Consider the following 18,275-nt stretch of genomic DNA (forward strand, 5'->3'; position numbering starts at 1 on the left):
CCGCCGCAAACCCGGCACCTCGCGCCACGTCACCCAGCGCCGCGAATCCGACAGCGTCGAGATTCTCTCCGGCCTGTATGAAGGCAAGACGACAGGCACGCCGATCGCGCTCCTGATCCGCAACGAGGACCAGCGCAGCAAGGACTACGGCAACATCGCCGACACCTTCCGCCCCGGCCACGCCGACTACACCTATACGCAGAAATACGGCTTCCGCGACCCGCGCGGCGGCGGCCGTTCCTCCGCACGACTTACCGCGCCCATCGTCGGCGCCGGCGCCATCGCCAAGAAGTGGCTGGCCGAAAAATACGGCATCGTGATCCGCGGCTACATGAGCGCACTGGGGCCGATCGACATTCCCTTCGAGTCGTGGGACGAAATCGGCAACAACGCCTTCTTCTCGCCCAATGCGGCCATCGTGCCCGAACTTGAAGCCTACATGGACGCGCTCAGGAAGTCGGGCGATTCGGTCGGCGCCAGGATCAGCGTGGTGGCGGAGAACGTGCCGCCCGGCTGGGGCGAGCCGCTGTACGACAAGCTCGACGCCGACCTCGCCCATGCGCTGATGGGGCTGAACGCCGTCAAGGGCGTGGAAATCGGTGACGGCATGCTGGCGGCGCGGCAGAAGGGCACCGAGCACCGCGACGAGATCGCGCCGGAAGGCTTTTTGAGCAACCATGCCGGCGGCGTGCTCGGCGGCATCTCGTCGGGCCAGGCTATCGTCGCTCACGTCGCGATCAAGCCCACCTCGTCGATGCGCCTGCCCGGCCGTTCGATCGACCTCAACGGCCAGCCGATCGAGGTCGTCACCCACGGCCGCCACGATCCCTGCGTCGGCATCCGCGCCACCCCCATCGCCGAGGCGCTGATGGCGATCGTGCTGATGGACCACGCGCTGCGCCACCGCGCGCAGTGCGGCGACGTCGCGAGCGGCACCCCGGTGGTGCCGGGCCAGGCCGGCTGATCGTTTTTCCGGCATGATGCGGCGCTTCTTCCTCGCGCTGCTGATGTGGGCCGCTCTTGGCCCCGCTGCCGCCGCCTCGCTCGCCGTCGTCGACACCGAGCTCGCCGCCCATCCCAGGCAGACCGGCGCCTATCTGCTCGATACCGGCGAGGAAGCGCTGCTGGCGCGTGCCTGGCTCGCCGACCACGCCGAGCGCTCGATCGAGGTGCAGTACTTCATCTGGAGCAGCGACAACATCGGCATCCTCGCCAGCGAGGCGCTGCTGCGCGCGGCCGAGCGTGGGGTCCAGGTGCGCGTCATCGTCGACGACCTGCTGATCGACGCGCCCGACAAGACGTTGCTCGCGCTCGCCAAACATCCCAACGTCGAGATCCGCATCTACAACCCCAAGCACCAGGTCGGCACGCCGCTACACAAGCGCGTGCTCAACGTCGTCACCGACTTTCGCGGCGTCAACCAACGCATGCACGACAAGACCTTCATCGTCGACGGCAAGGTCGCGATCACCGGCGGCCGCAACATGGCCGACGAATACTTCGACTACGACCAGGCCTACACCTTCCGCGACCGCGACGTGCTGCTGCTCGGCGAAGCGGTGACAACGATGCGCGCGAACTTCGATGCGTTCTGGGCGAGCAAACTGTCCGTGCCGGTAGAGGCCCTCTACGATGGCTGGGGGCTGATGCAGAAGCACGTCAAGGTCGGCGCCGCCGAGGTGCAGCAGGTCTATCGCGAGCTACATGCCTACGCCGCGCAGCCGGAGAACTTCGCGCCGCAGGTGCGCGACGCCATCGCGGCGACGCCGGACTCGTTCGCGCGCCTGGCGCGCGAGATGGCCTGGGGCCGCGTCGACTTCATCCACGATGTACCGGGCAAGAACGACCGCCGCTGGCTGCTCGACGGCGGCGGCCGGAGTTCGGCCGCGCTGGCGAAGCTGGTCACCGGGGCGCGTGAATCCATCGTCATCCAGTCGCCCTATCTGGTGATGTCGGACGAAGCCAAGGCCCTGTTCAAGGCGGCCGTCGCGCGCGGCGTCAAGGTGCGCATCCTCACCAACTCGCTCGCCTCGACCGACAACCTGCAGGCCTTCTCCGGCTATCGCAGCCAGCGCAAATCTTTGCTGAAGATGGGCCTCGACATCCGCGAATACAAACCCGACCCCGCCAACCGCGCGCAACTGCTGTCGCGCGCCAATCCACCCACCGAGCCGCCGGTGTTCGCGCTGCACGCCAAGAGCATGGTCATCGACGGCAAGATCGCCTGCGTCGGCACCTTCAACTTCGACCCGCGCTCGGAGAATCTCAACACAGAGGTCGCCGCGGTCATCCATCACCCCGGCCTCGCGCAGCGCCTGCAGGCGATCATCGAAGCCGACATGCAGCCGGAGAACAGCTGGAGCGCCCGCGACGAACCCGACCAGTACGTGCCGCTGACCAGGCGCGGGCATGTGCGGCTGTGGCAGCTCTTGCCGCTGAAGCCTTTGCTGTAGGCTTGGACGAATTCGCGGCGTGCGCTAGGGTGAATGAATTCCCGTGAGGTGACGCCATGCGACTGCCGATCAGCCTGAAAATCTTCAGCATCACGCTCGCCCTGCTGGTGCTGATGGTCGTCGTTACCTGGTTGTCGGTGCTCAACTTCCGCCAGCTCAACAACCAGGTGCGTGCGCTGTCCGACTGGTACCTGCCGCTGCAGCAGCAGGTGGCCAGCGTGGAAATCCTGATCCGCCAGCAGATGGTGCACATGGAACGGGTGATGGCAGGGATGGACGCCGCCAGGCCCGACCCCGAGTTCATCGCCAACGAGTCGACCGGCTTCGACATGCGCGGCATCAACGCCGACCAGATCGTCGATTCCTCGCTGCGCATGCTGGGCGAGGCTGAGGCGCAGCAGGTTATCCAGCTCGACCGCGTGACGCTGGCCGTGCTGGGCAAGCAGCTGCCGGCGATCCAGACCGCGCGCCAGCAGTTCCACCGCAGCTTCCGCCTGTTCCAGATCGAGGCCGAGGAGGGCAATCCGCGTTCCGAGAAGCTGGTGCGCGAGGCCCTGCTGCGCGAGAAGGACCGCGTCGACGTCGAGATCGGCAAGACGATCGACCTCCTCAACAAACTCACCCAGGACACCGCCGCCGCAGCCAAGGCCGAGGAAGCGCGCGCCACCACCCTCAACTGGATCGTCACCGCCATCGCCACCGCGCTCGGCCTCATCTTCGCCGCTTTCGTCACCCGCTCGCTGGTCGATCCGGTCAAGCGTCTCTTGGGCGGTACGCGCGCGGTCGAGGCGGGCGACCTCGAAGTGGAAATCCAGGTGCGCACCCACGACGAACTCGCCACGCTCGCCACCTCGTTCAACCACATGGTGGTCGGCCTGCGCGAGAAGGAGCGCATCCGCGAAACCTTCGGCCAGTACGTCGATCCCCGCATCGTCAGGAACCTGCTGGAGAACCGCATTCCGGCCGAACGCGGCGAGCGCCAGGTGATGACGGTGTTCTTCTCCGACCTCGAGAGCTTCACCCGCATGTGCGAAGGCCTCACCCCGGACGCCGCGGTGCGCTTCCTCAACCGCTACTTCGCCATGATGGCCGACGTCATCCGCGCCCGGCAGGGCATCGTCGACAAGTACATCGGCGACTCCGTCATGGCCTTCTGGGGCCCGCCCTTCACCGACCCCGCCGACCACGCGCGTCTCGGCTGCCTCGCCGCACTGGAACAGATGCGCAAGATGGAGGCATTCCGTGCCGCGCTGCCCGACCTGTTCGGCATGAAGCAGGGCCTGCCCGAAGTCAACGTGCGCATGGGCGTCGCCAGCGGCGAAGTCACCGTCGGCAACATCGGCTCCGAAACCTCGCGCGGCTACACCGTCATCGGCGACACCGTGAACCTCGCATCAAGGCTGGAGCAGGCCAACAAGTTCTACGGCACGCGGATTCTGGTGAGCGAAGGCACGCGCAGCCTGGCGGGCGACAGCTTCGTCTTTCGCGAGATCGACAGCCTGCGCGTCGTCGGCAAGCTGGAGCCGGTGAAGGTGTTTGAACTGATCGGGCTCGCCGACGAGGTCAGCGACACCACCCGCAAGGCCGTGCAGGCCTACGAATCCGGCCTCGCGCGCTACCGCGCGCAGGATTGGGAGGCGGCCGAAGCCGCGTTCCATGACTGCCTCGTCAACGCACCGGGCGACAAGCCGAGCCAGGTCATGCTGGAGCGCATCGCGGCGTTCCGGCAGGCGCCACCGGAAGCGGGGTGGGACGGGGTTTGGGTGGCGGGGAGTAAGTAATCGTTGCGTAAGCACTCAACACTGGACTTCATCATCAACCACACCGAAAAACATGATGTGTTTTGAAAAATGAAGAAGCCAGAACGAGTTGATCTGATGATCGTTGATGACCGCATACGCATAGCGAAAAAAGTTATCGCTAATTGAATTCCAGGTGAGCATAGCTTCAAACTCCTGGGGAATTTCCCAGCGCATAACATCGCAATGGACTCGATGGTCTTCAACAGCGGTTTCGATTTGGTGCTTGTGGCACAGTCCTCGCACAATGCGTCGCAATACCAAATTGAACAAAGAATCTTTGGCAGGGTGGATTGCTTCTTGCTCTCCCGATTTGATTCTCGCAAGGAGGTCGTTTGCACGCCTTCTTCCATCAGGTTGCTTGAAACTGCGAAACATACTTGCAGTCCTGCTATCCGAGGGCAGGGCGACGGGGTCCCAGATTGAGAGAATGATGTTTCTAAAGTGGGGTTCAGCATCCTCCCAGAGTTTCTTGCACTCCAGGCACTCAGGGACAGTAAGGCGCTTCGCGGTCGGGAGCGTGTCGGGATACATCGAACGCGGCAAAATGTGCCCCTTCGTTCGTTTGATGTGATGGGTTCCGCAATAGGCGCAAGGCCCGTGAATCAACATCTTGGTTAGCGTAAGGTCGAGCGCGTTCTTAGTGTTGGCTCAACTGTTTACTCAGTAACACCCTCATCCCTATGACATGTGCACCCCGGCTCGGTGCTGGTGGTGTTGTCGCAGCACACGATCTTGCCGGCGCGGCAGCCGCAGACGCCCTTGTGGGCCTTGCAGCAGCTGAGCTGGGCGACGCGGTCACCCTTGGCGCGGGCGAGGCAGGCTTCGGGCGATAGGGCTTCCGCTTGGACGGCGGGCGCGGGGATGGAATCGGCGACGGCCTGCAAGGCGAAGCCGGTGGCGACGAATGCGAGCGTGGCGAGCAGAGTACGGATGCGCATGACGATCTCCTTGGGAGCAACAGGCCCGGTCACTATAGCCTCTCCGGCGCGCCCTTATCCACACCCCTTAACAACAGCCCCAGCATCAGGGCCGCGGCGGCCAGGATCGCCGCCAGCAGCGCGAAGGCGCTGGCGTAGCCGGCGACACCGACCATGAAGCCGGTGAGTACCGGACCGATCGACTGGCCGACGTCCATCACGGTGCGCAGCACGCCCATCGACGCGCCGTAGCGGCCATCCTTGGTGAGGTCGGCGACGAGGGCGGCGGTGGACGAGGTGACGGTGGCGAAGCCGAGACCGAACGCGAGGCTCAGCACGGAAAGCCCGACGACGTTGGGGAACACCGGCAGCAGCACCACGCTCGTCGCGCCGATCAAGAGGCCCGGCAGGATCACCCGGCGGCGGCCGACGCGGTCGGACACGCGGCCCATGAGCGGCTTGGCGAACACGATGCTGACGAGCTGCACGCCGAGGATGACGCCGATCTGCCAGGCGGGAATGCCGAGCGAGGACGCGTACAGCGCGAGGAAGGCCTCGATCGCGCCGAAGACGAGATATTGCGCGGCCTCGACCGTGCTCACCAGCATGATGCCGCGGTCGCGCAGCACGGTGGCGAGGCTCGCCCAGAAATGCGGCAGTTCGAGTTTGCCCTTCGGCGTCGGCTCGTGGTCGCGCTGCGCCAAGACCGCCCCGTCAGGGGCGAGCGTCTGGCGGCGCACCCCTTGCGGGTGCAGCAGCAGCCCCGCGCCCAGCGCCAGTACGCCGGCGATGGCGCAGGCGACGTACACCGCGCCGAAGCTCGCCAGCGAAATCAGCGTGCCGCCGAGGAAGGGCGCGATCGAGCGGCCGACGATGGTGACCGAGGAATAGGTCGACAGCCGCGCGGCGCGGTCGGCGCTGTACCTTTCTGCAATCGCCGCGGAGGCGACGGTGCCGAAGATCGCGGTGGCGAAGCCGTGGTAGAAGCGCACTGCCATCAGTTGCCACGCGGTTTCGATCACCAGATAGAGGAAAGGCGCGGTGGCGAACACGACCAGCGAGGCGAGCAGCACGCGGCGCTTGCCGAGGTGGTCGGACAGCGCGCCGGCGGGATAGCTGATGAGCACGCCGGGAAGCGTCGACGCCATTACGATCCAGCCGATCTCGGCGGGGGTGGCGTTGAGCGACTGGGCGAACAGCGGCAGCACCGGGGTTTTCGACAGCGTGGAGCTGAAAATGGCCAGCCCGCCGATGAGCGCGATGAGGACGAAGAAAGATGGCCGGGATGGTTTCATCAAGCGATTTCAGGTTCCGGGTTTCCTAGAATGTAGTGGGAAATGGCGCAGCGCGCGAATCAGGGGCCAGGTCTGAATGAACTGATCCGACCATGCAGAAATGAAATCGCTTGGCGAAACCCCGCTGCTGCTGTTCGGCGCCTTCGACCGCCATAACTTCGGCGACCTGCTGTTCCCCCACCTGATGACAGCCCTGCTGCCGGGCTCGTCGTTCGAGTTTGCTGGCCTGGCCGCGCGCGATCTGCGGACCTTCGGCGGGCACCGGGTGCGGGCGCTTGCCGCGGCGGGAAAGGCACGGCCTGCCCACCTGATCCATGCCGGCGGCGAACTACTGAGTTGCAGCGCCTACCAGGCCGCGGCCATGCTGCTCGACCCTGCTACGGCCGCCGCGGCCATTGCGCGTTATGACGACGATCCGGTTGCCGCCGCGGCGTGGGCCGCCCGGCAACTCGGCACTGCGCGCAGCCTCCCCTACGTGGCAGGGCGCGACGCCGTGGCGCCGGCGGGGCGGCTGATCTTCAACGCGGTCGGCGGGGTGGAATGGGCGCTTCTATCCGACGCCCAGCGCGCCGAAGCACGGACGGCGATCGGACAGGCGGATTGGGCCAGCGTGCGCGATCACGTCACGCGGGACGCGCTGCGGCGGGAGGGAATCGACGTTCCGCTGTGTCCCGACCCGGCCGTGATGGTGGCGGACTGTTTCGGCGCGGTGATCCGCAGGCACCAGCAGCAGGGCGCGGTGAAAGCGTTGCGCGAGGCCTGGCCCCGGGGTTACCTGGCGTGCCAGTTCAGCGCGGATTTCGGCGACGACGCCAGTCTCGACGCCCTGGCGCAGGGGCTGTTGCGCGCGTCCACCGAGGCGGGGCTGGGGCTGGTGCTGTTCCGTGCCGGCAGCGCACCCTGGCACGATGATCCGGAACTGCATGAGAAGCTGCTGCGCCGGCTGCCCCCCGGCACGGCGCGGCGCTTCCCCTCGCTGTACCTGTGGGACATCTGCGCCCTGATCGCCGCCAGCCGCGGCGTGGTCAGCAGCAGCCTGCATGGGCGGATCGTCGCACTAGCCTACGGCCTGCCGCGGGTCAGCCTGTTCCCGCCGCAGCAGGGCCGGCGTCCAGACAAGCTGACTGCCTTTGCCGAAACCTGGGAGCCGGACGCGGTGCCGCGCAGCGTGACGATCGAGCAGATCGAACCCGCGCTGAGGCAGGCGCTGGCCCTGCCCGAGAGCATGCTGCAGGAAAATGCGGCGCAACTGCGCGTGCAATACCGGCACAGCCTGGCCCAGTGGGCCAAGTTGGTGGCGCCTCCTGCCGAATAGCGCTGCGGCTATAGTTGCGTAGATCAGAACTTTCCAGCCCCTGTTTGCGCCCGCCATGCTGAGAACCGTGCCGCTTGATCGACTGCAGGGACTGCCGGAGGCCGACTGGGGCCTGACGGCTGAAGAAGCGACAGCGCGGATGCAGCGTTTCGGACCGAACCTGATCCTGGAGACCGAGCGCGGCGGCTGGTGGCTGCTGGTGCGCGCCACCCTGGGCGACCCGATGGTGTGGTTCCTGCTCGGCACCAGTTCGCTATTCGCTTTCGTCGGCGAGTGGACTGAGGCGATCATCATGCTGGTCGCGCTGCTGCCTTTTCTGGGGATGGATGCCTTCCTGCATCGCCGCACCCACGCGTCGACCGCCGGGCTCAGCAGCCGCCTCGCCAGCGTGGCGACGGTGCTGCGCAATGGCGCGGAGAGCAGCGTCGCGGCCACCGAACTGGTGCCGGGCGATCTGGTCGTGGTCGGCGTGGGCGAGGCCTTCCCGGCCGACGGCCTGGTGGTGCGCGGCGATGCGCTGCAGGCGGACGAGTCAGCGCTGACCGGCGAAGCCTATCCGGTGCGCAAGCTTCCCCTGGCCGAGCTGCCCCGCCTCGACGACGAAGCGAAAGTCGACAGCCAGCACTGGGGCTTTGCCGGCACCCGCCTGCTCACCGGCGAGGCCAGGCTGCGCGTCGTGCATACCGGTGGTGAGACGCTATACGGCGAGATCGTGCGCTCGGCCACGCGCGGGGCGGCCACGCGTACCCCGCTGCAGGGCGCGGTGGGCAACCTGGTCGCGGTGCTGCTGGCGAGCGCGGCGCTGATCTGCCTGATGCTGGCGTGGGTGCGCCTGCAGCAGGGCCATGGCCTGCTCGATGCATTGCTTTCCGCAGTCACGCTGGCGGTGGCGGCGCTGCCGGAGGAGTTCCCCGTGGTGCTGACCTTCTTCCTCGGCGTCGGCGTGTATCGCCTGGCCAAGCGGCAGGCACTGGTGCGGCGCGCGGTGGTGGTGGAAAACATCGGCCGGGTGTCGTGCATTTGTTCGGACAAGACCGGCACCCTCACCGAAGGGCGCCTGCAGCTGACCCACCACTACCCGGCGCCGGGGGTCGATCCGGATCGCCTGCTGCACCTGGCCGCGGTGGCGTCGCGGCGCGAGACCGGTGACCCGATGGATCTGGCGATTCTCGACGCGCTCGGCCATCCCCCCGATGGCGTGCCGGTGGCCACGTTCCCGTTCACCGAGGACCGCAAGCGCGAGACCCGCATCCTGCGCCTTGACGGCGCGCTGCTGTCCGCCGTCAAGGGCGCGCCGGAGCAGCTGTTTGCCATGTGCATGCTGGCGGACGACGCACGTGCTGCATGGCTGGCGCGGGTCGAGCAGCTGGCGGGCAGCGGCCACAAGGTGATTGCCTGCGCCTGGCGCGAACTCGATGCGGCCGCCTGGCCGGGCGGCGAACCCGACCACGGCCTGCAGTTCGCCGGCCTGCTGGCTTTCGAGGACCCGGTGCGTGCCGGCGTGAAGGCGGCGCTGGAGATCTGCCGGGCGGCGCGCATCCAGGTCGTCATGGTGACGGGCGACCATCCGGCCACCGCGCGCGCCGTGGCCAGAGAAGTGGGCTTGGGCGGGGCCGATCCCGTCGTCATCGTAGGCGAGGCGATGGAGGCGCGCCTGGCGCGCGGCGAAACGGCATTCCTGCACGAAGTCGACGTCATCGCGCGCGCCGTTCCCGCGCAGAAGCTCTCGCTGGTGCGCGCCCTGCAGGCCCAGGGCGAGATCGTCGCCGTCACCGGCGACGGCGTGAACGACGTGCCGGCCCTGCAGGCGGCGGATATCGGCATCGCCATGGGCGAGCGCGGCACCCGCAGCGCGCGCGACGTCGCGGCCATCGTGCTGCTGGACGACAACTTCCGCAGCATCGTGCGCGCGATCGCCGAGGGACGGCAGTTGTTCGCCAATCTGCAGCTGAGCTTCCTGTATCTCCTGATGATCCACATTCCGCTCGTCCTCACCGCCGCGCTGATTCCGCTGGCGGGTTACCCGCTGCTGTACCTGCCGGTGCACATCGTCTGGCTGGAACTGATCATCCACCCGACGGCGCTGCTCGTGTTCCAGGACATGCCGGGCGACACGCAGCTTGCCCCGGTGGTGCGCACGCGGCGCCTGCGCTTCTTCAGCCTGCGGCAGTGGCTGATGATCGCGGCGGTCGGCGCGGCGGTGACGGTGATCGTGTCGGTGAGCTACGTGCGCAGCCTCGGCGCCGGCTTCGACGTCGAGCACGCGCGTGCGATGGCGCTGGTGGCGCTGACCGCGGCGAGCGCCGGCATCACCCTCAACCTCAGCCGCTTGCGCACCCCGGCGGCCTGGGCCATGGTCGGGGGGACCTTGGCCCTGTCGCTGCTGTTCGTGCAGATTCCGTTCCTCGCCGCATTCCTGCACCTGCGCCCGCTGCACCTCGACGACTGGCTGCTGGCGCTGGCCGGCGGCCTGCTCGCCTCCCTGCTGTCCGCGCTTACCTTGCTGCCCGCGCCGTTTAGAATTAAATGAACCCGTTCATCCGAGTTCAGTGTCACTTCCCATGCCCATCGCCATCCTGCCCCCCGCCGACCTGCGCCTGACCATCGATCCTGCCACGCTGGGGTTCGCCGACACCTCCGAACTGCAGGACGAGACCCTGCCATGGATCGGCCAGGCGCGCGCCGAAGCGGCCGCACGCTTCGGCCTCGGCATGGATCAGCCCAACTACAACCTGTTCGTGCTCGGCGAAGTCGGCAGCGGCCGCTCCTCGCTGCTCAAGCAGGCGATGCGCGAGGTGGCGGCGAGCAAGCGGGTGCCGCCCGATCTCTGCTACCTGCACAACTTCGACGCGCCGGAGCGGCCGCTGGCATTGCGCCTGCCGGCCGGCGAGGGGCGGCTGCTGCGGCAGCTGCTGGCGCAGGCGGTGAAGACGCTGCAAAGCGATATCCCGCAGCGGCTCGAGGGACAGGACTACAAGGCCGAGAGCGAGCGCATCGAGCAGGCCTGGAAGGACGAGGTGGCGCGGCATTATGCCGAGCTGACGGCGTTTGCCGAGGCGCGCAGCTTTTCGCTGCACCGCGAGGCCGGGCGCATGGTGTTCACGCTGACCGGCAAGAAGGGGCAGGCGCTCACCGAGGACGAGGTGCTGGCGCTGCCGAAGGCGCGCCGCGCCGCGGTGGAGCAGGCCGAGCAGGAACTGCGCGCCGAGATCACCCGCTACATCGAGAAGACCCAGCCGCTGGAACGCGCGATGAACGAGACGCTGGCGGCGCTGCGACGGCAGGTGGTGAAGCCGCTGGTCGAGCGCGAACTGCAGGCGATCCGCGCCGGCCTGAAGAAGCAGATCAAGGACGCCGCCAAGCTCAACGCCTGGCTCGACGCGCTGGAGCAGGACGTGTTCGACAAGCTGGAGCTGTTCAGCGGCGGCGAAGGCGACGAGGAGCGGCTGGATGGCCTGCAAGCCGCGCTGGCGCGCTACCGCGTCAACCTGGTGGTGGACAACGGCGGTCTTTCCGGCGCGCCGGTGATCGTCGAGGACAACCCGCTGTTCCGCACGCTGTTCGGCAGCATCGAGTACCAGTCGGAGAACGACGTGCTGGCAACCGACTTCACGCGCATCCGCGCCGGCAGCCTGCTGCAGGCGCACGGCGGCTTCCTGATGCTGCACCTCGCCGACGTGCTGGCCGATCCGCTGGTGTGGGAGAAGCTGCGGCGCTTCCTGCGCAGCGGGCGGCTGCAGATCGAGGAGCCGGGTGTGTCGTTCTCGCCGATCGCGGCGGTGTCGCTGGTGCCGGAGGCGGTCGACGCCGAGGTCAAGCTGGTGCTGGTCGGCTCGCGCGAGCAGTACTACGAACTGCAGGAAGTAGCGCCGGAATTCGCCCGCCATTTCCGCGCCAAGGTCGATTTCGCCGACAGCTTCGTCGCCAGCGCCGCTACCCGCCGCGCCTCGGCGATTTTCGTTGCCCATGCCTGCCGCCTGTCCGGTCTGCCGCATTTTTCGGCGGCGGCGGTGGCGCGCCTGCTCGAGGAATCGCACCGCGAGGCCGGCGACCAGGCGCGCGAGAGCGCGATCTTCGCCCGCACCGAGGCGCTGGTGATGGAAAGCGCCGCGATCTGCCGCGCCCGCGGGGGGGCGTGTCTGGTGGCGGCGGCAGACGTCGAGGCGGCGCTGGCGGCGCACGCCGCGCGCCACGATTACCCCGAGCAGCGCCTGCGCGAGGAGATTGCAGAAGGCGACGTGCTGATCGAGCTGCATGGCGTCCGGGCGGGCCAGGTCAACGGCCTTACCCAGATCGATCTGGGCGACTACCGCTTCGGCCTGCCGGTGCGGCTGTCCGCGCATACCTACGCGGGCGAGGACGGTCTGCTCAACATCGAGCGCGAGGTCGAGCTGTCCGGGCCGATCCACGACAAGGGCGTGTTCATCCTGCAGGGCTACCTGGCCGCGCTGTTCGCCCATCTGGCGCCGCTTTCGATGAATGCCTCCATCGTATTCGAGCAGCAGTATCACGGCGTGGAAGGCGATTCCGCCTCGTGCGCCGAGCTCTATGCGCTGCTGTCGGCGCTGTCGGGCCTGCCGCTCAGGCAGGGCATCGCGGTCACCGGCGCGCTCAACCAGCACGGCGAGGTGCTGCCGGTGGGCGGCATCAACGAGAAGATCGAGGGCTGGTTCCGCGTGTGCGAGGCCGCCGGCCTGGACGGCAGCCAGGGGGTGCTGATCCCTGCGCGCAACCGGCGCCACCTGATGCTGGAGCCGCGCGTGGTCGACGCCGTCGCGCGCGGGCTTTTCCATATCCATGCCGCGGAGCATGTGACCGAGGGGATCGAACTGCTGACGGGGACGGCGGCGGGCGAAGCGGACGCGGCGGGGCATTTTCCCCATGGCAGCGTGCTGGGGCATGCGCAGGATGCCCTGCTGGCATTTCGCCGCGCCTGCCAGATGCTGGAGCACCCCAAGATGCCGCGCCGGCATTTTCGTGCCGGCGACCGCCCCGGTCGGCGTTAGCGATCCGTTCGGGCCCTGCTGGCGGGAAGGGGTGGACTATAGTGAAAGTCATCCAATTGCTTTTGCAAGGAGTCGATCATGAACGCACTGCATCGCATGGAACGTTTCCTCGACCAGCATATGATCCCGTTCGACATCGTGGCGCATCCGCACACCCAGACCAGCGCCGAAACGGCGCGTGCGGCGGGGGTGCCTTCCAATCGGCTGGCCAAGGGCGTGCTGCTCGACGGCCAGGGTTGCCAGATGGTGGCGATGATCCCCGCCGATCAGGAAATTCACCTGGGAAAACTGGGGCTGGATCACGGCATGGAGTTCAGCCTGGCCGATGAGGCCAGCGTGAGCCGGCTGTTCAGCGAATGCGAACCCGGCGTGGTGCCGGGCCTGCCGAATGCCTGGGGAGTGGAAATGGTTTGGGACGACGATTTGATGGCGCAGCCGGACGTCTATCTGGAAGGCGGCGACCACAAGCGCCTGTTGCACATCGAAACCCGCTATCTGCGCGACATTTTCGGCGATGCGCCGCACTGCCACTTCAGCCAGCCGCGCATGCAGCACGTCGCCTGAGCCCGGCCTGCGCCGGTTCCGCCCGCGCGGGCGGCATGAGGCCGTTGCCTTGCGTGTGTGATATGAATGCGGCTTGATTGCCCGGCACGTTATCGTGCGGGGAACGATGAACGAGCCAGACTGTCACCACGTCGTGAATCCGAAAGAACCCGATCCTTCCCACAACCCGCATCGTCCGCTCGGACGCGGCATGGCGCTGGTCGCCAGCCTGCTGGTGCTGGGGCTGTTCTATCTTTACTTCGAAAACGGCCTGCAGGCGCGCAACAATCCCAATCGCCAGCTGCAGGTCGCGCCGGGGACCGAACTGGTGCTGAAGCGCAGCGGCAACGGACACTATGTTTTCCCCGGCACGATCAACGGCCGGCCGGTCACCTTCCTGCTCGACACCGGCGCCACCCTGGTGTCGATCCCGGCGCATCTGGCGGGCGAGCTGGGCCTGGAAGCGGGCGCGCCGCAGCGGTCGATCACCGCCAATGGCACGGTCGCCACCCGCGCCACCCGGGTGGACGCACTGGCGTTCGGGCCGTTCGCGCTGCGCGGCATCGCCGCCAGCCTCAACCCCGGGATGGCGGGCGATCAGATATTGCTGGGGATGAGCGTGCTGAAGCATCTGGAATTCACCCAGCGCGGCGATACCCTGATGCTGCGCCCGCTTGGCGGGGAATGACGATATTTCTTGGACATCCCGTTTATCTATGTTATTAATGCACGGTCTGTTGGATTCAAGCTTTAAATTGCGGTACCTCTGGTAAGCGTTTTCCTTGAAATTCGATCGATAGAGCATGTCGCTCAATTTTTTTAGATAGATAGGAAACAAGATGGAAACGGGTACTGTTAAGTGGTTCAACGATGCAAAAGGTTTTGGCTTCATCACCCCGGATAACGGCGGCGAAGACCTCTTTGCACATTTCTCCGCAATCAACTCCAGCGGCTTCAAGTCCCTGCAGGAAAACCAGCGCGTCAGCTTCGAAGTGACGACCGGTCCCAAGGGCAAGCAAGCCTCCAACATCCAGGTCGTGTCGTAATCCTTACGGCCTGATGTGAAAAACCCCGGTTCGCCGGGGTTTTTTTATGGGCGCACGCTACAATCCATCGCCCTTTCCGAGTGATTGCCCATGGCGCTCAAAGCCACCATCTACAAAGCCGACCTGCAGATTGCCGACATGGATCGGCATGTCTACGCCGACCACGCGCTGACCATCGCGCGCCATCCTTCCGAAACCGACGAGCGCATGATGGCGCGGGTGCTGGCCTATGCCCTTTACGCACAGGACGGCATCGCCTTCACCAAGGGGCTGTTCGACGTCGACGAGCCGGAAGTATGGGTCAAGAGCCTGAGCGGCGAGATCCTCCTGTGGATCGACCTCGGGCAGCCCGACGAAACGCGCATCCGTCGCGCATGCAGCCGCGCCGAGCAGGTCGTCGTGCTGTGCTACGGCAGTGGCTGCGAGGTGTGGTGGAAGCAGATCGCCGGCAAGCTGACGCGGTTTTCCAACCTGAGCGTGCTGCAGCTGCCTGCCGAAACCAGCCAGGCGCTGGCTGCCCTGGCGGAGCGCGGCATGCGCCTGCAATGCATGGTGCAGGACGGCGAAATCTGGATCAACACCGATACGCAGAGCGTGCCGGTAACGCTGGCCGCCCTGCAATCGCCTGCCTGAACGCGGCCGCAACCGGCTTGGCGGCCATGCAGGCGCGACCTGCCCCTGCGCGGGTGTTTCATTTTTCGGGCGGGCAGTTCTTGATGCAGACGGTTTCCGTCAGCCGCTGCCCGCCGCAGCGGACGAAACAGGCGTCGTAAACCGGCAGGCAGCCGCAGTCGGCCTGGCAATTCGATTTCTCCAGCTGCGCCAGCACGCCGGCGCGGGTCGGCATCAGCGGCTCGGGATACGGCGGCGGAAAATACGGTCCAGGCCAGGGGTCCCACCAGTACGGGTGGCGGTACGGGCGGCTGTAAAACCATTCGAAACGCAGCTGCATCTCGTATTGGCGCAGGGCCGCGGCATACTGCCGCAGATCGAGTTCGTACGCCTTCAGCGCTTCGGCATAGCGCGCTTCCACCTGCGGTTCGAGGGCTTTCGCGCAAGCCTGGTAGCGGGCCTGGCAATCGGTCTGGCAGGCCGCCTTTTGGGCTTCGCAGCCCTCCACGCAGGCCTGGCCCTGCGCATCATCCGGCGGAACCAGGCGTACCGTCGTCTGGTATTGCGGCGTGGCGCAAGCTGCCAGCATGCCCAGCAAAAGCAGCTCAGCGAAGGGGAAATTCGGGACTGAAACGCGCATTCGGCCATCTCATTCAAACACCCGCTTCCTCCCAGCATAGGCTGTTTTCAGGCGGGCTGCGGGTCGAGAAAGCGCGCTTCGAGCTCCTGCAGATTGAGTTCCTGCAGAATCCGCTGCAGGCGCTCGCGCGCGTTCTTGCGCGCCGTGCCGGTATGGGTGGCGATGATGAGTTCGTTTTTCAGCGAGTGCTCCCAGCCGACCAGTTCGGTGACGGTGACCTGGTAGCCGTGCGATTCCAGCTGCAGGCAGCGCAGCACGTTGGTGAGCTGGCTGCCGAATTCGCGCGTGTGGATGGGGTGGCGCCAGATTTCCGACAGCGGGGTTTTGCCGAACGATTCGTTCTTGCGCTTGCGCAGCACGGCGGCGACCTCGGCCTGGCAGCACGGCACCAGCACGATATGGCGGGCTTGCTTGGCGAGCGCGAAGCGGATGGCGTCGTCGGTTGCGGTGTTGCAGGCATGCAGCGCGGTGACGATGTCGATGCGCGGCGGCAGGGCGTCGGTGGTGATCGATTCCGCTACCGTCGCGCCGAGGAAGGACATGCGCGGAAAGTCGAGCCGCGCCGCCAGTTCGCGCGACTTCTTCACCAGTTCAGCGCGCGTTTCGATGCCGAAGATGTGGCTGCCGGGGCGCTCCTTCAGATACAGGTCGTAGAGGATGAAACCCAGATACGACTTGCCGGCGCCGTGGTCGGCCAGCGTCAGCGTGTCCTGCCGGGCCAGCACGTCGTCCAGCAGCGGTTCGATGAAATTGCACAGGTGATACACCTGCTTCAGCTTGCGGCGGCTGTCCTGGTTGAGCTTGCCGTCGCGCGTCAGGATGTGCAGCTCCTTCAGCAGTTCGGTCGACTGGCCGGGGCGCAGCACCTCCGCCAGCGGGTCGGTGTAGGCGGCTTTCGGCGTGCCGGCAACGGCGGGCGTGGCGCGCTTCATGCCGCCCCCAGCATACGCACTTCGCGTTGCGGCAAGGGGATGTGGATGCCGCGCTCGCGGAAGGTTTCCAGCACCGCCTGGGTGATGTCGCCCGATGTGGCGTGGAAGTCGGCCACCGGGGTCCACGGGCGGATCGCGATCTGCACCCTGGAGTCCGCCAGCGTCAGCACGTGGATCACCGGTTCCGGTTCCCGCAGGATTTTTGGATGCGCCGCCAGCAGTTCGCGGATGGCCGCCAGCGCCTGCTTGATGTCGGTATCGTAGGCCACGCCGACCACCACGTCGAGCTGGCGCAGGCTGCCGAAGTTGTGCAGGATCTCGCCGGCGATCTTGCGGTTGGGAATGACGATGCGCGAGCGGTCGGGATGGCTCAGCACCGTGTTGAACAGTTTGATTTCCTCCACCGTGCCTTCAACGTCGACGATGGCGATGTATTCGCCCACCTTGAACGGCCGGGTGAAAATGATGGTCAGCCCTGCCGCCAGATTACCCAGCACTCCCTGCATCGCCAGCGCGACGCCGGCGCCGGCGACGCCCAGTCCGGCGATCAGCGGCAGCAGCTGCACCCCCAGGTTCTGCAGCGCCATGATGAGGAACAGGCCCAGCACCAGGATGCGCAGCATGCGCACCAGCAGCAGGCGCAGGGTGGCGTCGAGCCCGAGCTTCATCAGCATCGAGTCGGCCAGCCTGCCCACCCAGCGGCCGACGTAATAGCCCGCCGCCAGGATCAGCAGCGCCACCAGCAGCCTGGGGCCGAACTGGATGGCGAGATCGATCGCGGTTTGCTGGGCGTGTTCCAGCGTTTGCAGTTGTTCGTTCATGGTCGGCGAGAGGGGGAGGGAAGCCCGAAGGGTATCAAAACCGCCGGCCGGGCAGAACCGCTCCGTATTTATTCTGGAAGCCAGGTTTCCAGGATAATGCCGGCTTGCTGAAGGGGTTGTTACCGTGTCCGTCGTCAATATTTCCTGCTACAAGTTCGTCGCTCTCGCCGACCGCGAGGCGCTCCAGGCCGATCTTGCCGCGCGCTGCCTGGGGTTGCGCCTCAAGGGCACGATCCTGCTCGCGCCCGAGGGCATCAACGTATTCCTGGCCGGCGCGCGCGCAGCGATCGACGCCATGGTTGCCCATCTGCGGTCCGATCCGCGCTTCGCCGACCTGCAGCCCAAGGAAAGCCTGTCGGCCGAACCGCCGTTCAAGCGGATGCGGGTGCGGCTGAAGAAGGAAATCATCACCATGAAGCATCCGCTGATCCGCCCGGAAGCCGGGCGCGCGCCCTCGGTGGCGGCGGCCACGCTGAAGCGGTGGCTGGATCGCGGCTGCGACGACGCAGGCCGCCCGCTGGTGATGCTGGATACGCGCAACGACTACGAAGTCGCCGCCGGCACCTTCGAGCACGCGGTCGATTACGGCATCGGCGTCTTCAGCGAGTTTCCGCCGCGCCTGGCGGAACACCGCGCCGACTATGCCGGCAAGACCGTGGTGTCGTTCTGCACCGGCGGCATCCGCTGCGAAAAGGCCGCCATCCACATGAAGGCGGTCGGCATCGAGCACGTGTACCAGCTCGAAGGCGGCATCCTCAAGTATTTTGAGGAAGTCGGCGGCGCGCACTACCGCGGCGACTGCTTCGTGTTCGACGAGCGTGAGGCGGTGGGTGCGGATTTGCAGCCGGCAGCGGGGCGGGTGCATCGGTAAAGCGCCCCGCCAGGGCGGCCTC

General features: G+C 66.6%; 17 protein-coding genes. 11 read left to right on the forward strand and 6 right to left on the reverse strand.

Annotated elements, in window-relative coordinates; all coding sequences use genetic code 11:
• The 3 genes from aroC to BGO62_RS13840 all read left to right on the forward strand — a co-directional run.
• Positions 1–964, forward strand: a 964-nt coding sequence (gene aroC, locus BGO62_RS13830; RefSeq protein WP_296643529.1) for a chorismate synthase, incomplete at its 5' end; no start/stop codon positions are given.
• A gap of 13 nt (positions 965–977) precedes the next feature.
• Positions 978–2,453: a phospholipase D family protein gene (locus BGO62_RS13835; RefSeq protein WP_296643530.1), complete on the forward strand. Its 1,476-nt coding sequence runs from the start codon at positions 978–980 to the stop codon at positions 2,451–2,453.
• Positions 2,454–2,509: 56 nt separating this feature from the next.
• The gene (locus BGO62_RS13840; protein WP_296643531.1) at positions 2,510–4,234 is read left to right on the forward strand and encodes an adenylate/guanylate cyclase domain-containing protein; all 1,725 of its coding nucleotides are present in this window, start codon (positions 2,510–2,512) and stop codon (positions 4,232–4,234) included.
• Positions 4,235–4,249: 15 nt separating this feature from the next.
• Here BGO62_RS13840 and BGO62_RS13845 read toward each other — a convergent pair whose 3' ends face one another.
• The 3 genes from BGO62_RS13845 to BGO62_RS13855 form a co-directional block, all read right to left on the reverse strand.
• Positions 4,250–4,630: a hypothetical protein gene (locus tag BGO62_RS13845; RefSeq protein ID WP_296643532.1), complete on the reverse strand. Its 381-nt coding sequence runs from the start codon at positions 4,628–4,630 to the stop codon at positions 4,250–4,252.
• A gap of 281 nt (positions 4,631–4,911) precedes the next feature.
• A complete protein-coding gene (locus tag BGO62_RS13850; protein ID WP_296643534.1) occupies positions 4,912–5,193 on the reverse strand; it encodes a hypothetical protein in 282 nt (93 codons plus the stop codon).
• A 32-nt stretch (positions 5,194–5,225) separates the two neighbouring features.
• The gene (locus BGO62_RS13855) at positions 5,226–6,467 is read right to left on the reverse strand and encodes an MFS transporter (protein ID WP_296643538.1); all 1,242 of its coding nucleotides are present in this window, start codon (positions 6,465–6,467) and stop codon (positions 5,226–5,228) included.
• 100 nt (positions 6,468–6,567) lie between these two features.
• On the opposite strand from BGO62_RS13855, the gene BGO62_RS13860 reads away from it, so the two are divergent.
• The 7 genes from BGO62_RS13860 (at position 6,568) to BGO62_RS13890 (ending at position 15,010) form a co-directional block, all read left to right on the forward strand.
• Positions 6,568–7,782, forward strand: coding sequence for a polysaccharide pyruvyl transferase family protein (locus tag BGO62_RS13860; RefSeq protein ID WP_296643540.1), 1,215 nt, complete (start codon positions 6,568–6,570; stop codon positions 7,780–7,782).
• A 55-nt stretch (positions 7,783–7,837) separates the two neighbouring features.
• Positions 7,838–10,312 (forward strand): cation-transporting P-type ATPase, encoded by a 2,475-nt coding sequence (locus BGO62_RS13865; protein WP_296643542.1) that lies wholly within the window; start codon positions 7,838–7,840, stop codon positions 10,310–10,312.
• A 31-nt stretch (positions 10,313–10,343) separates the two neighbouring features.
• On the forward strand, positions 10,344–12,788 hold the full coding sequence (locus BGO62_RS13870; protein ID WP_296643544.1) for an ATP-binding protein: 2,445 nt from the start codon (positions 10,344–10,346) through the stop codon (positions 12,786–12,788).
• A gap of 78 nt (positions 12,789–12,866) precedes the next feature.
• Positions 12,867–13,352 (forward strand): YbaK/EbsC family protein, encoded by a 486-nt coding sequence (locus BGO62_RS13875; RefSeq protein ID WP_296643546.1) that lies wholly within the window; start codon positions 12,867–12,869, stop codon positions 13,350–13,352.
• Positions 13,353–13,458: 106 nt separating this feature from the next.
• Positions 13,459–14,019 (forward strand): TIGR02281 family clan AA aspartic protease, encoded by a 561-nt coding sequence (locus BGO62_RS13880; RefSeq protein ID WP_296643548.1) that lies wholly within the window; start codon positions 13,459–13,461, stop codon positions 14,017–14,019.
• A 151-nt stretch (positions 14,020–14,170) separates the two neighbouring features.
• A complete protein-coding gene (locus tag BGO62_RS13885; RefSeq protein ID WP_296643550.1) occupies positions 14,171–14,377 on the forward strand; it encodes a cold-shock protein in 207 nt (68 codons plus the stop codon).
• Positions 14,378–14,467: 90 nt separating this feature from the next.
• The gene (locus BGO62_RS13890; RefSeq protein WP_296643553.1) at positions 14,468–15,010 is read left to right on the forward strand and encodes a YaeQ family protein; all 543 of its coding nucleotides are present in this window, start codon (positions 14,468–14,470) and stop codon (positions 15,008–15,010) included.
• Between the two features lie 58 nt (positions 15,011–15,068).
• On the opposite strand, the gene BGO62_RS13895 is transcribed toward BGO62_RS13890, so the two are convergent.
• Genes BGO62_RS13895 through BGO62_RS13905 form a run of 3 tightly spaced genes read right to left on the reverse strand, consistent with a single transcriptional unit; the run spans position 15,069 to position 17,382 of the window.
• Positions 15,069–15,629: a hypothetical protein gene (locus tag BGO62_RS13895; protein WP_296643554.1), complete on the reverse strand. Its 561-nt coding sequence runs from the start codon at positions 15,627–15,629 to the stop codon at positions 15,069–15,071.
• Positions 15,630–15,676: 47 nt separating this feature from the next.
• Positions 15,677–16,561 carry an SAM-dependent methyltransferase gene (locus BGO62_RS13900; protein ID WP_296643555.1) on the reverse strand — a complete coding sequence of 295 codons (885 nt, stop codon included), beginning with the start codon at positions 16,559–16,561 and terminating at the stop codon, positions 15,677–15,679.
• The gene (locus BGO62_RS13905) at positions 16,558–17,382 is read right to left on the reverse strand and encodes a mechanosensitive ion channel family protein (RefSeq protein WP_296643557.1); all 825 of its coding nucleotides are present in this window, start codon (positions 17,380–17,382) and stop codon (positions 16,558–16,560) included. The genes BGO62_RS13900 and BGO62_RS13905 overlap by 4 nt, the downstream gene beginning before the upstream one ends.
• 124 nt (positions 17,383–17,506) lie before the next feature.
• On the opposite strand from BGO62_RS13905, the gene BGO62_RS13910 reads away from it, so the two are divergent.
• Positions 17,507–18,253, forward strand: a complete 747-nt coding sequence (locus tag BGO62_RS13910) for a sulfurtransferase (protein WP_296642833.1) — start codon at positions 17,507–17,509, stop codon at positions 18,251–18,253.
• The last annotated feature ends 22 nt before the right edge of the window (positions 18,254–18,275 follow it).

This window comes from Thiobacillus sp. 65-1402, assembly GCF_001897685.1.
Taxonomy (GTDB): Bacteria; Pseudomonadota; Gammaproteobacteria; order Burkholderiales; family Thiobacillaceae; genus Thiobacillus.